The sequence below is a fragment of the Pseudomonas sp. AC193 genome (assembly GCF_979258075.1).
This window is the reverse complement of sequence record NZ_OZ409832.1, coordinates 1,270,234-1,283,444: the sequence shown is the minus strand read 5'-3', so window position 1 is coordinate 1,283,444 and position 13,211 is coordinate 1,270,234. Positions and strand designations below refer to the sequence as shown.

The 13,211-nt window shown below is 59.1% G+C and carries 13 protein-coding genes and 1 pseudogene; 6 read left to right on the top strand and 8 right to left on the bottom strand.

Going from position 1 to position 13,211, the window contains the following annotated elements; translation table 11 throughout:
* Positions 1-3 precede the first annotated feature (3 nt).
* Positions 4-693: an MlaA family lipoprotein gene (locus ACZZ0D_RS06025; protein ID WP_053122049.1), complete on the bottom strand. Its 690-nt coding sequence runs from the start codon at positions 691-693 to the stop codon at positions 4-6.
* Positions 694-889: 196 nt separating this feature from the next.
* Here ACZZ0D_RS06025 and ACZZ0D_RS06020 point away from each other — a divergent pair, with 196 nt between their 5' ends.
* Together ACZZ0D_RS06020 and ACZZ0D_RS06015 are read left to right on the top strand one after the other, a co-directional pair.
* Positions 890-1,510, top strand: a complete 621-nt coding sequence (locus tag ACZZ0D_RS06020; protein WP_212545638.1) for an HAD family phosphatase — start codon at positions 890-892, stop codon at positions 1,508-1,510.
* A 109-nt stretch (positions 1,511-1,619) separates the two neighbouring features.
* Positions 1,620-1,883 (top strand): DUF4404 family protein, encoded by a 264-nt coding sequence (locus ACZZ0D_RS06015; RefSeq protein WP_053122053.1) that lies wholly within the window; start codon positions 1,620-1,622, stop codon positions 1,881-1,883.
* Positions 1,884-2,056: 173 nt separating this feature from the next.
* On the opposite strand, the gene queF is transcribed toward ACZZ0D_RS06015, so the two are convergent.
* Together queF and copI are read right to left on the bottom strand one after the other, a co-directional pair.
* Positions 2,057-2,887 carry an NADPH-dependent 7-cyano-7-deazaguanine reductase QueF gene (gene queF / locus ACZZ0D_RS06010; RefSeq protein WP_159814267.1) on the bottom strand — a complete coding sequence of 277 codons (831 nt, stop codon included), beginning with the start codon at positions 2,885-2,887 and terminating at the stop codon, positions 2,057-2,059.
* Positions 2,888-2,948: 61 nt separating this feature from the next.
* A complete protein-coding gene (gene copI, locus ACZZ0D_RS06005) occupies positions 2,949-3,476 on the bottom strand; it encodes a copper-resistant cuproprotein CopI (protein WP_463552678.1) in 528 nt (175 codons plus the stop codon).
* Between the two features lie 164 nt (positions 3,477-3,640).
* Here copI and ACZZ0D_RS06000 point away from each other — a divergent pair, with 164 nt between their 5' ends.
* Together ACZZ0D_RS06000 and ACZZ0D_RS05995 are read left to right on the top strand one after the other, a co-directional pair.
* Positions 3,641-4,321, top strand: coding sequence for a heavy metal response regulator transcription factor (locus ACZZ0D_RS06000; protein ID WP_463552677.1), 681 nt, complete (start codon positions 3,641-3,643; stop codon positions 4,319-4,321).
* Positions 4,321-5,670: a heavy metal sensor histidine kinase gene (locus tag ACZZ0D_RS05995; RefSeq protein WP_463552676.1), complete on the top strand. Its 1,350-nt coding sequence runs from the start codon at positions 4,321-4,323 to the stop codon at positions 5,668-5,670. The genes ACZZ0D_RS06000 and ACZZ0D_RS05995 overlap by 1 nt, the downstream gene beginning before the upstream one ends.
* Positions 5,671-5,843: 173 nt before the next feature.
* Here the strand turns inward: ACZZ0D_RS05995 and ACZZ0D_RS05990 are convergent, their stop codons facing one another.
* From ACZZ0D_RS05990 to ACZZ0D_RS05980, 3 genes are all read right to left on the bottom strand, one after another.
* Positions 5,844-7,088, bottom strand: a complete 1,245-nt coding sequence (locus ACZZ0D_RS05990) for a lipoprotein-releasing ABC transporter permease subunit (RefSeq protein ID WP_053122062.1) — start codon at positions 7,086-7,088, stop codon at positions 5,844-5,846.
* A gap of 63 nt (positions 7,089-7,151) precedes the next feature.
* The gene (lolD, locus tag ACZZ0D_RS05985; protein ID WP_463552675.1) at positions 7,152-7,850 is read right to left on the bottom strand and encodes a lipoprotein-releasing ABC transporter ATP-binding protein LolD; all 699 of its coding nucleotides are present in this window, start codon (positions 7,848-7,850) and stop codon (positions 7,152-7,154) included.
* The gene (locus ACZZ0D_RS05980; protein ID WP_053122066.1) at positions 7,843-9,093 is read right to left on the bottom strand and encodes a lipoprotein-releasing ABC transporter permease subunit; all 1,251 of its coding nucleotides are present in this window, start codon (positions 9,091-9,093) and stop codon (positions 7,843-7,845) included. The genes lolD and ACZZ0D_RS05980 overlap by 8 nt, the downstream gene beginning before the upstream one ends.
* A 94-nt stretch (positions 9,094-9,187) precedes the next feature.
* Here ACZZ0D_RS05980 and ACZZ0D_RS05975 point away from each other — a divergent pair, with 94 nt between their 5' ends.
* Both ACZZ0D_RS05975 and ACZZ0D_RS05970 read left to right on the top strand, forming a co-directional pair.
* Positions 9,188-9,769 (top strand): PilZ domain-containing protein, encoded by a 582-nt coding sequence (locus ACZZ0D_RS05975; RefSeq protein WP_463552674.1) that lies wholly within the window; start codon positions 9,188-9,190, stop codon positions 9,767-9,769.
* A gap of 14 nt (positions 9,770-9,783) precedes the next feature.
* Positions 9,784-10,505: pseudogene (locus ACZZ0D_RS05970) on the top strand (glycerophosphodiester phosphodiesterase).
* 42 nt (positions 10,506-10,547) lie between these two features.
* Here ACZZ0D_RS05970 and sthA read toward each other — a convergent pair.
* Positions 10,548-11,942: a Si-specific NAD(P)(+) transhydrogenase gene (gene sthA / locus ACZZ0D_RS05965; protein ID WP_038362239.1), complete on the bottom strand. Its 1,395-nt coding sequence runs from the start codon at positions 11,940-11,942 to the stop codon at positions 10,548-10,550.
* 197 nt (positions 11,943-12,139) lie between these two features.
* Positions 12,140-13,189, bottom strand: a complete 1,050-nt coding sequence (locus ACZZ0D_RS05960) for an FAD:protein FMN transferase (protein WP_463552673.1) — start codon at positions 13,187-13,189, stop codon at positions 12,140-12,142.
* Between the last annotated feature and the right edge of the window lie 22 nt (positions 13,190-13,211).

The window sequence follows — 13,211 nt, the reverse complement described above, 5'->3', positions numbered from 1 at the left end:
AGATTAAAAATCGTCTTCAACCTGACCATCTTTAACTTTGAACTCGCGGTTCTGCAGGTAAGCGTTGCGGATGAACGTGTACTTGTCGCCGCTGATCAGCTTCTCGCTCGACAGCAGGCTGGCGCGGGTGTCGACGATGTTCAGACCGAAGATCGAGTTACGCGCCGGTACGTCGTCGATGTAGCGATACATGCCGGTGAAGCTGTCGACGTACTTGGACGGCGCGTCACGCAGGGTGCTCGGGCCCATCAACGGCAGCATCACGTACGGGCCGCTGCTCACGCCCCAGTAACCGAGGGTCTGGCCGAAATCTTCGTCGCTGCGGTGCAGGCCCATTTTCGTGCCGACATCGAAGAAACCGAGCAGACCGAAAGTGGTGTTGAAGATCAGACGCGCCGTATCCACGCCAGCAGCAGCCGGTTTGGCTTGCAGAATGTTGTTCGCCAGGTTGGTGACGTCGCCAACGTTCTGGAACATGTTGTGGATGCCGTCTTCGACGAACTGCGGCGTCACGAACTGATAACCCTGAGCCAACGGCTTCAGCGCGTAGGTATCAACGAAATCGTTGAACTGGAAGATTGGACGGTTAACGCTTTCCCAAGGGTCTTCTTCCGTCGCAGCGTTGGCGGCGAACGGAACCAGCATGACACTGGCGCATACACAAAGCTGAGCGAGAGGATTGCTCCAGCGCATAGAAAACTCCTTGGATTTGATTCTGGCACGGGCAGCTGAGGCCACGCGTAAGAACGCTAGTATAAGCGCAATCGGCATTTTGGGCAGTCCGGCATCAAGTTGTATGTAGGAAATTTCCCTCATTCATATCCGTAACTGCTGTCATCCAACTGTCATTGTCGCGCCCTAGCCTTTACGCTATTTCAGGGACGCTTCCATGTCACAGGCCGAAACCTTACCGCTCGCCACACCCAGCCTGACCGCCGTGCTGTTCGGGCTCAGTGGCTGTCTGGTGGATTTCGGCGCACGTGCGCGGCAGCTTGGCGGCAGCGACCCGGAGCACGCTGAAACAACTCCCGGCGCACTCGATAGCCTGCTCAGCCTGCAGCGCCGTAAAATCCCCTGCGCATGGATCGATGAGCTGCCCCCTGCCCTCGCGAAACCGCTGTCGGCCGCTTTACCGGAGTGGATCAAACCTTCGCAACATTCAGCAACAAACAATCCATGGCCCGCCCCGAATGCTTGCTGGCAAGCACTGATGGGACTCAACGTCGATCGGCTCGATGGCTGCGTACTGGTCAGCGGCGAACCTCGTTTGCTGCAAGCCGGGCTGAATGCCGGATTGTGGACGATCGGCCTCGCCTCCTGCGGTTCACTGTGCGGTCTGGCGCCGAGTGAATGGCAAGCGCTGACGCAAAAAGAACGCGAACAACTGCGGGGCAAAGCAACGGTGCAATTGTTCGGGCTTGGCGTGCATTCAGTGATCGATCACTTGGGCGAGCTCGACACCTGCCTCGCCGACATTAGCCTGCGCCGCCTCAAAGGCGAAAAGCCCTGATCGGGATCATGCAGTTTGAACGAGAGTGGATTAATCTAAAGGTCAGCCACAGACCTTTGGCGCGCGGCTGCGGTCAATGCCAGTGCCTCTCGATAAAAGGAAAACACCAATGCCGGCCCAAGAACTGCAAAAACAGCTCGAAACCCTGCGCGAGCAACTGGAGCAGAATCCGCCACTGTCGGAAGCCGAACGTGAAGATCTGCGCGTGTTGATGGCGCAAATCGAGTCTGAAATCCAATTGGAGAACGCTACTCAGGACGCCAGCATCGCCGATGGCGTGAACTTGGCGGTCGAGCGCTTCGAAGTCGAGCACCCGGCCATCGCCGGCACCCTGCGCAATATCGTCAATGCGCTGGGTAGCATGGGGATCTGATTTCCCCTGATACATAAAAAAGCCCTGCCATCACCGGCAGGGCTTTTTCATTTCTAATTTGGCAACGCATTCCCTTGTAGGAGTGAGCCTGCTCGCGATAGCTGACTAACATTCAACGATGATGTCGACTGCTATACCGCTATCGCGAGCAGGCTCACTCCTACATTGGGTAATTATTGACGCACGAGCCGGTCGTTCGGCAGTTGTACGCTTTCGGTGCTGCGGTACGGGTTGATGTCCAGACCACCGCGACGCACATACCGCGCAAACACCGTCAGCTTCTCCGGCTTCAACAGTCGCTGCAGATCAAGAAAGATCCGCTCCACACACTGCTCATGAAAGTCCGAGTGCTGACGGAAACTCACGATGTACTCCAGCAAACTCGCGTGATCCAGCGCCGAGCCGCGATATTCCACGACCACCGTGCCCCAGTCCGGCTGACTGGTCACCGGGCAATTGGATTTGAGCAGATGACTGTAAACAGTCTCCTCGACGATCCGCGACTCATCGCAACGCAGCAACTCCGGGCGCGGATGCTCATAGTTGCTGACACTGATATCCAGATCATCGATGCACACGCCCGGCAACGCCACAACGCCTTCGGCTTCAACGTCTTTCAAACTGCGCACCCGCACGCCCACCGGTTTCCCGGCAGCGGCCGAGAGATCCTTGACCAGCGTCGCTTCCAGCGTGGCGACGTCAGCAAACGGCGTCTGATTCAACGAGTTCAAGTACAGCTTGAACGACTTCGACTCGATGATATTCGGCGAATCCGCCGGAATGCTGAACTCTGCAATCGCCACCACCGGTTTGCCCGACGGCAACAACCACGACAGCTCAAAGCAGTTCCAGAAATCCACACCTTTATAAGGCAGGGTCTCGGCGGTCAGCCCCAGCTCCGCCCACTTCGCAGTGCGCGGAATCGGGAACAACAAGGACGGCGTGTAAGTGGCGATGTATTCGCTGGACTTGCCCAGCGGCGAATGTTCGGCTGCGGGATGCATGGCGGAAACCTGACTGAAGAATCAGCGGATTCTACCAGCCTTTGCGCGCGGCTTTGAGTGGTTACTGACTGACAGTCAACTTACCCACCATCCCCGCCTGATAATGCCCCGGAATATTGCAGGCAAATTCCAGGCTCGTGGCTTTGCTGAACGTCCAGGTCAATTCCGCTGTTTTACCCGGTTCAACCAGCACGCTGTTCGGGTCGTCATGCTTCATGCCATGGCCCATCGCGGCGTGATCCATACCGGCCATGTCGTGGGACATTTCTTTCATGCCGGTAGGCGTAAGCATGCCGCTTTGCTGCATCTGCAACATTTCCTGCTGGTGTCTGGCATGCATCGCTGCGTCACCGAGGTTGAATTCGTGCAGTAACTGGCCTTTATTCACCAGCACAAAACGAACGGTCTCACCGGCCTTGACCTGAATCGCCTTGGGGTCGAACGACATGTCGTTCAGCACCACTTCAACGCTGCGCGTGGCTTTGGCGGTGGGCGCTGGCTGGCCGAAGTCGTAAGTGTGCGCGGGAGCCGCCCATACCGGCGAGCTCAACGCCAACAAACACAAGGCCAGGGATTGGCGTAAAAACATGGTCGTTCTCCAACAAGATAAGGTTCAGCCTGTGGGAAACTTTAGCTGCCCTGCACTGGCATCAACCTGACAGGCAGATTACAACTTTGTCAGGTTGGCGCTCGCCGCGTGCTCTCACGGTATAAAGCCTTCACTGAATCATCCCCGAATAACCCGAGTCGCCCATGAAACTGTTGATCGTCGAAGACCAAGCGAAAACCGGCCAATACCTGCGTCAGGGCCTGACCGAGGCCGGTTTTAATACCGAACTGGTGGCCGACGGCAACAGCGGTCAGCAACTGGCATTGAGCGGTGATTATGCGCTGTTGATCCTCGACGTGATGCTGCCCGGTCGCAGTGGCTGGCAGATTCTGCAAGCGGTGCGCAGTGCCGAACTGGACACACCGGTACTTTTTCTCACGGCTAAAGACGCGGTGGAGGACAGGGTTCACGGCCTCGAGCTCGGTGCTGACGATTATCTGGTCAAACCCTTTGCCTTTTCCGAGTTGCTGGCGCGGGTGCGCAGTCTGTTGCGTCGTGGCAGTGCCACGCCACAGGAAACCAGTCTGCAACTCGCCGACTTGCGTCTGGATCTGATTCGCCGCCGTGTAGAACGCAGTGGCCAGCGCATCGACCTGACCGCCAAAGAGTTCGCCCTGCTGGAAATGCTTCTGCGGCGCCAAGGCGAAGTGCTGCCGAAATCGCTGATCGCCTCGCAGGTCTGGGACATGAATTTCGACAGCGACACCAACGTCATCGAAGTGGCGATCCGCCGTTTGCGTCTGAAAATCGACGACGAGTTCCCCAACAAACTGATCCACACCGTGCGCGGCATGGGTTACGTGCTTGAAGAGCGCAGCGTCTGATGCGCCGTTTGTCCCTGAGTTCGCGCCTGGCATTGTTATTCGCCGCCTGCACCGCGGTGGTCTCGCTGTTCGCCGGGGTGCTGTTCAACCGCGCCAGCGAGGCGCACTTTATCGAACTCGACCAGCAACAACTGGATGGCAAACTGATTGGTCTGCGCCGCGCGCTGCAGGACGTTCAGCCGGCTCAGCGTGAAGCGCGACTGGCGGATGAGCTCAGCCGTCAGGCCGATTTGTCGCTGCGCATCACCGGTGCTGACGGCCAACGCTGGTACGACAGTTCGACGCAGATCCCCAAGGATTTGCCGCCGCAAAACGGGCTGTCAACGATCAGCACTGACGGCACCGATTACCGCGTGCTCAATGCCCCGCTCTACCCGGACAAGTCCGATTCGCCGCACTTGAGCCTGTTGCTCGACATCACCCATCACCAACACTTCCTGCAACGCATGCAGCATTTGATCTGGCTGACCGTCGGCCTCTCGGCACTGGCCACGGCGTTGCTCGGCGCGTGGGCCGCGCGCAGCGGATTGCGTCCATTGCGGCGCATGAGTGCGGTGGCGCGTGGGATTTCTGCACAATCGCTAAATGCCCGACTGCCGGAAGCGCAAATGCCGCCAGAGCTTGCGGAAATGGCCCACAGTTTCAACGCCATGCTCGGCCGTCTCGACGATTCGTTTCAGCGACTCTCGGCGTTCTCGGCTGATATTGCCCATGAACTGCGCACGCCGCTGTCGAACCTGCTGACTCACACTCAGGTCACCCTCACCCGCCCCCGGCCGATCGAGGACTACCGCGAAGCGCTGCACAGCAACCTCGAAGAACTGCAATGGATGGCGCAACTGGTCAACGACATGTTGTACCTGGCCAAGGCTGACCACGGTTTGCTGATGCCCAAGCGTGAGCCGCTGGAATTGGCGGATGAGACCGATGTGTTGCTGGAGTTTTTTGCGCCGCTGGCGGAGGACGCCGGGGTGACGTTGACGCGTGAGGGTAATGCGCGGATTGAGGGGGATCGCAATATGTTGCGGCGGGCCTTGTCGAATTTACTGGATAACGCGTTGCGGTTTACCCCGGCGGCGGGCTCAGTGAGTTTGCGGATCGCTGAATTACCGGGTGCTGTGCGGGTTTCGGTTGAAAACACTGGGGATGGGATTTCTGCGGAGTTGTTGCCACGGCTGTTTGACCGGTTTTATCGGGCCGATCCGGCGCGGCAGGAAGGCAGCAGTGAGCATGCGGGGTTGGGGTTGGCGATTACTCAATCGATTGTCCGCGCGCATGGGGGGCAGATTCGTTGCGAATCAGAGGCGGGGTGGACGCGGTTTGTGATTGAGTTGCCCAAGAAGGATTGAGGCCAGTAGTTCCGGCCTCTTCGCGAGCAAGCCCGCTCCCACATTGGATCTTTGTTGATCAGGTATCTGTGATTCAACTCATCCTGTGTGAGAGATAGCTGCCACACATTGGATCTGTGTCGTTCACAAATCCCCTGTGGGAGCGGGCTTGCTCGCGAAAGCGGAGTATCAGATTACGAATATCTGAGTGCGTGAGCCGGCTCGATCTTCGCCGCTCGCCACGCCGGGTACACCGTCGCCAGGAAGCTCAAGATGAACCCCGCCGAGCAGATCAACAGCACGTCCCCGCCCTGCAATTCCGACGGCAGATTGCTGACGAAGTACACATCAGAACTGAAGATGTGCTGCCCACTGACTCGCTCGATCCAGCCGACGATCTGACTGACATTCAACGCCGCAATCACGCCCAACACGCCGCCAATGATCGTACCGACAATCCCGATCACCGTGCCCTGCACCATGAAAATCGCCATGATCTGCCGGGGCGTCGCGCCGATGGTACGCAGGATCGCGATGTCCGCGCCCTTGTCGTTCACCACCATGATCAGCGTCGCGATGATGTTGAACGCCGCCACCGCGACGATCATCAGCAGCAACAGGCCGATCATGGTTTTTTCCATCTTCATCGCACTGAACAGGCTGCCCTGAGTGTGCGTCCAGTCATCAGCCTTGAACTCGGCGCCCAGACTGGCGGCGATGTCTGCGGAGACTTTCGGCGCCGCGTACAGGTCTTTGACTGCCAGACGCACGCTCTGTACCTGATTCGGTTCCCAGTGCTGCATGGTCGCGGCATCGGCGACATGGATCAGGCCCATCGAGCCGTCCAGTTCAGCGCCAACCTTGAACACACCCACCACGTTCAGCCGTTGCATGCGCGGGGTGATGCCACCCGGCGCGGTGCTGACTTCCGGGACGATCAGGGTGATTTTGTCGCCGACGTTGAGACGAAAACGTCGCGCAGTGATTTCACCGATCACCACACCGAACTCGCCCGGTTTCAACGCATCGAGACGGCCCTGCACGATGTGCTGGGCAACGATCGAGACCTTGCCTTCTTGCGCAGGATCGACGCCGCTGATCTGGATCGGTTGCATCATGCCTTTATAGGAGAGCATGCCTTCCATTTCGGTGAACGGCACAGCGGCAGTCACTTCAGGATTTTTCATCGCTGCGGCGGCCACTGGCTGCCAGTCATCAATCGGCTTCACGCCAACGATGGTCGCGTGCGGCACCATGCCGAGGATGCGCGAGCTCATTTCGCGCTGGAAGCCGTTCATCACCGACAACACCACGATCATTGCGAGCACGCCGAGGGCGAGGCCGATCATCGAGGTCATCGAAATGAACGAAACAAAGCGATTGCGGCGCTTGGCGCGGGTATAGCGCGTGCCGATAAAGATCGATAACGGTCTGAACATTCGCTGGGGCACCGTATAAAAATAAAAGACCCGACGCCTTTGCAGGAGTCGGGTTTCAGCCAATCAGATAGGCGTGAGGCGACCTTCTTGCAGGTGCAGTACGCGATCCATCTGGCGGGCGAGGTTCATGTCGTGAGTCACCACCAAAAACGCGGTGCGCATCGAGGTGCTGAGTTCCAGCATCAAATCCTGAATGCCCTGCGCGGTGTGGGAGTCGAGGTTGCCGGTCGGCTCGTCGAGCATCACCAGGCCTGGCTTATTCACCAAGGCACGGGCAATCGCCACACGCTGACGCTCACCACCTGACAGTTCCGAGGGTTTGTGCTCCAGACGATGGCCGAGGCCGACGCGTTCCAGCAAAGCGGTCGCGCGCTGACGGGCTTCCGGGATTGGCGTCTTGCCGATCAGCAGCGGCATGCACACGTTTTCCAGCGCGGTGAATTCCGGCAGCAAGTGGTGGAACTGGTAAACGAAACCGAGTGCACGGTTGCGCAGCAGGCCGCGCTTCTTCTCGCTCAGCGCCGACAGTTCTTCGCCGTCGAGCCAGACGCTGCCCTTGGTCGGCGTATCCAGTCCACCGAGCAGGTTGAGCAACGTACTTTTGCCCGAACCCGAGGTGCCGACAATCGCCACACGCTCACCCGGGTGCAACTCCAGTTGCAGACCGCCCAGCACTTCCACCGACTCCGGGCCTTCCTCGTAGGATTTGCCCAGGTTGCGGCAGCTCAAGATTGCTTGTTCACTCATGCCCGACTCACTCATAACGTAGCGCCTCCGCCGGCTGGGTGCGCGCGGCACGCCAGGCGGGATACAGGGTGGCGAGGAAACTCAGAACCAACGCCGCCGCGCAGACCATGACTACGTCCTGGCTCTGCACCTGCGACGGAAGATAATCAATGAAATACACGTCAGCATTAAGGAATTTGTGGCCGATCAGCCCTTCCAGTGCCGAGATCGCCGCGCTGACATTGAGCGCCGCGAAAATCCCGACCACCGCGCCAATCGCCGTGCCGACTACACCGATCACCGTGCCTTGCACCATGAACGTGCGCATGATCGTGCCCGGCGTTGCGCCCAAGGTGCGCAGAATGGCGATGTCGCCCTTCTTGTCATTCACCACCATCACCAATGTGGAAATGATGTTGAACGCGGCAACAGCGACGATCAGCAGCAACAGCAGGCCGATCATGGCTTTTTCCATGCGGATCGCCTGATACAGATTGCCGTGGGTGCGCGTCCAGTCGCGAGCGTAATAATGGTCTTCGCCAAGTTGCTGGGCGATGTTCCATGCCACACGCGGCGCCTGGAACAGATCGTCGAACTTCAGGCGGATGCCCTGCACCTGATCAGGCTTCCAGCGGTGCATCTTCGCCAGATCCTGCAGGTTGGTGACGCCCAGGTAGCCGTCGAGCTCGCCGGCGCCGACATGGAAAATGCCGACCACGGTGAAGCGCTTCATGCGCGGGAACATCCCGGCCGGGGTCACGCTGACCTCTGGCGCGACGAAGGTGACCTTGTCACCGATGCCGACGCCCAGCTTGGTCGCGGCCTTGTCGCCGATGACGATGCCGAAGCTGCCCGGCGTCAAATCGTCGAGTTTGCCCTGCTTCATGAAGTTGTCGATGATCGACACCTTGCGCTCGAGCGCAGGGTCAATGGCATTGAGCAACACCTTGGAGACCTGACCGTTGTTGGTCAGCAGGCCCTGCATCTGGGTGAACGGCGCAACCGCCGTCACCTGCGGGTTCTGCTTAACCTTGGTGGCCAGGCTTTGCCAGTCGTTGATCGGCTCAGTGGATTCAATGGTCGCGTGGGGCACCATGCCCAGCACGCGGGTGCGCATCTCATGATCGAAGCCATTCATCACCGACAGCACGACGATCATCACGACCACGCCAAGGGCGAGCCCGATCATCGAAGTCAGGGAAATGAATGACACAAAATGATTGCGACGCTTTGCACGGGTATAACGCGTGCCGATAAATACGAAGAGAGGTCTGAACATGTCGGGGCTTGTTCGGAGGGAAAAGGAACGTCCTTGTGGCGGGGGTCGATAACCAGCTTTACACTCAGACCACCGCCGCTACCATGGGTTCGCCATGTCGACATTAGATGAAGAAGATCGCCGCGAATACTACCGTATCGAGGACACGATCGCACTGGAAATTCGGCCCCTGTCCGCTCCCGAAGCCGCAGGCCAGGAAGTGTTGCAGGATGCTTCCCCGCTGTTCAACCTGCTCAGCGAACTGCACCTGAGCGAATTCGAGTCGCAGCACTTGTTGCGCCAGATCAGCGAGCGCGACCGCGCCATCGCCGCGTTCCTGAAATCCCAGAACAAACGCATCGACCTGCTCAGCCAGGTGGTCGCCCTGACCGTGCTCGGCCATATCGGCGAGCCGCAACCGGTGATCATTTCCGAAGGCGGGATCGACTTTCAGCACCCGACACCGATCGCCGCCGGCGCGCACCTGTCGGTGAAACTGGTGCTGATGCCGCAAGCGCTGGGCCTGTTGCTGCGCGCCCGCGTCACCCATTGCGACCCCAAGGGCAACGGATTCGACGTCGGCACCGAGTTCGAACACTTGACCGACGCCCAGCGCCAATTGCTCGCCCGCTATATCTTGCAGAAGCAGGCCCAGGAACGACGTCTGGCCCGCGAACAGAACGAATCAGGCATTTAATTTAAGGAAGAACCGTGACCCTCATCTACGGCCACCGCGGCGCCAAGGGCGAAGCACCGGAAAACACCCTGAGCAGCTTTCAGGAATGTCTCAAGCACGGCGTGCGCCGTTGCGAACTCGATCTGCACCTGTCCAAGGACGGCGAGTTGATGGTCATCCACGACCCGACCCTCAAGCGCACCACGGATCGGCGCGGCAAAGTCGTCGAGCACACCGCCGCCGAGCTGGTGACTTACGACGCGCGCAAGGGTGGCCCGGGCTGGATCAAGCCATGCCCGATTCCGACGCTGGAAGAGTTGTTTGAGAAATGTGATTTCGAGCACTGGCAACTGGAAGTCAAAAGCGCTTCACGCACTCGCGCGGCAACCACGGTGCTGGCGATTCGTGAAATGGCCCAACGGCATGGCCTGCTCGACAAGGTGACGATCACCTCGAGTTCGCGGGAAGTGCTGAAAGCGGCGCTGGATCTGGTGCCGGACGTGTCACGCGGACTGGTCGCCGAATACGCCTGGCTCGACCCGTTGAAGGTCGCGGCCAGCTATGGCTGTGAGATTCTTGCGCTGAACTGGACGCTGTGTACGCCGGAACGCCTGCAGAAGGCGCAGCGTCAGGGGCTGCATGTGTCGGTGTGGACGTCAACGAGCCTGCGCTGATGCGCAGACTCGCCGACTTCGGCGTTGACAGCCTGATTACAGACTTTCCCGGTTTGGCCACTGCCACGCTCGAGAATTGCTGAAATCGGTCTCCCCGGCCGGCTCAGGCCACCGGCCGGAGCCCGTCAAAAAAGCCGGTTGAGGCCGTCGTACGCCGCTACCCGATAGGCTTCAGCCATGGTCGGGTAGTTGAACGTGGTGTTGACGAAGTACTTCAGGGTGTTCAACTCGCCCGGCTGGCTCATGATCGCCTGACCGATGTGGACGATCTCCGACGCCTGATAACCGAAGCAGTGCACGCCCAGCACTTCCAGGGTTTCACGGTGGAACAGGATCTTCAGCATGCCTTGCGGCTCGCCGGCGATCTGCGCACGCGCCATGCTCTTGAAGAACGCCTTGCCGACTTCGTACGGCACTTTGGCCTGGGTCAGTTCCTGCTCGTTCTTGCCGATCGAGCTGATCTCCGGAATGGTATAGATGCCGGTCGGCACGTCATTCACAAAGCGCCAGCTACCGTTATCAACGATGCTGCCAGCGGCCGAACGGCCCTGGTCGTGGGCGGCACTGGCCAGGCTCGGCCAGCCGATCACGTCACCGGCACCGTAAATGTTCGGTACGCAGGTGCGGTAAGCCTCGTCGACTTCGATCTGGCCACGGCTGTTGACCTTGACGCCGATGTTTTCCAGACCCAGCGTGTCGGTGTTGCCGGTACGGCCGTTGCACCAGAGCAAGGCGTCGGCCTTGATCTTCTTGCCAGACTTCAGGTGTAGGATCACGCCGTTGTCGACGCCTTCAACGCGATCGTAATCTTCGTTGTGGCGCACAGTGATGTTGTTGTTGCTGAAGTGGTAGCTCAACGCCTGGGAGATTTCCGAGTCGAGGAAGCTCAGCAACTGACCACGGTTATCGACCAGTTCAACCAGTACGCCCAGACCGCTGAAGATCGACGCGTATTCGCAACCGATCACGCCAGCGCCGTAAACGATCAGTTTGCGCGGGGTGTGGTTGAGGCTGAGGATAGTGTCGCTATCGTAGATACGCGGGTGGTGGAAATCGATGTCCGCCGGGCGATAAGGACGCGAACCGGTGGCGATGATGATGTGCTTGGCCACCAGTTTCTCGACCACGCCGTTGGCGCAGACCACTTCGATGGTTTGCTCGTCGGCGAAGCTGCCGGTGCCGAAGAACACGTCGACGCGGTTACGGGCGTAATAGCCGGTGCGCGAGGCGACTTGTTTGGAAATGACTTTCTCGGCGCTTTTCAACACGTCCGGGAAGGAGAACCAGCGTGGCTCGCCGATCGCCCGGAACATAGGATTAGTGTTGAACTGCATGATCTGCCGCACCGAGTGACGCAGTGCCTTGGACGGGATGGTGCCGAGGTGGGTGCAGTTGCCGCCGACCTGACGACGGCTGTCGACCATCGCGACCTTGCGCCCTGCTTTGGCGGCGTTCATTGCCGCGCCTTCTCCCGCCGGGCCGGAGCCCAGTACCACCACGTCGTAGTTGTAGACAGCCATGCGTACTCCTCAGAACAGGCCGCGGTGCCAGCAGCACCTACGGCTAAATCACGCCGAACGGCGGCGCGAAGGAACAATTGGGGGTCAATCAAGAACCCGGACACAGTCTATAGAAGCGTCAACGCCGCGCACATTAACCCTTGGTCGCGTCGTAGGCTACTTTTGCCTGCACTACAACGCCAGCTTTCGTATTGTTCTCAGTCGGTTTTTTTGCCACTGAGGCGTTCGAACGCCGGACTGGTGCGGATGACGAAACCTGTATCGGCACGAATCACCAAGAATGCACCGATGTCATGTTTTTCGGCATAGTCCATAGCCCTTTCGGGGCCGAGAATAAGCAACAGCGTCGATAGTCCATCGGCCATCAACGCTGAAGGATGAATTACCGTGACTGACGCCAGGTCGTGTAGGACGGGTGTGCCAGTCCGCGCATCGAAGGTGTGGGAATAACGCCGGCCGTCCTGCAGGAAATAGTTGCGGTAGTCGCCGGAGGTGGAAACGCCGTAGCCGTCGACATTGATGATGCGCTCGGCGATTTGTTGATCGTCGCGGGGCTCTTCCAGAGCGATGCGCCACGGGGAGCCGTCAAGTTTTTTGCCTTTTGCCTTGAGTTCGCCGGTGGCTTCGGCGAGGTAATCGTGGATGCCCATGGCGTCGAGCCGGGCCGCAATGGTGTCGACGGCATAACCGGCGGCGATGCTATTGAAGTCGACCTCGACAGCGGCGTCCTTGCACAACTGATCACCATTGATGTGCAGATGCTGATGACCGACCCGCTGCATCACCTCAGCCAGTGCAGCGGCATCGGGGACTTTTTCTTCGCGACCCTGCGGGCCGAAGCCCCAGAGATTCATCAGCGGTTCAACGGTGAGGTCGTAGGAACCTTCGCTTTGCGCTGACAGTTGTTCGCCGACGCGGATCAATTCGAGTATCGACGCGGGCATTGTCTGACAGCTATTGGCGGGCAAAGCGTTGAAACGCTCGATATCTGAATCATTGCGGTAAGTGGACAGCTGCTGGTCAACTTCGGCGAGGATCCCTTCTACTTCTCTGCGAACTTGCGCGGAATCGGGATATCCCGCATGACGCACGTACTTGATCGAATACGTGCTGCCCATGGTTGGCCCGCCAAAGCTTTCCATCGATTCACCCTTGCCGCAGGCCGCCAAAAAAGCCGCCAAAACCACAAGCCCCACAAACCGTCCAGTGAACAATTCTTCATCTCCCCGCAAAACCGCGCCGGCCATTATGAATCAAAGGGCCCGCTCG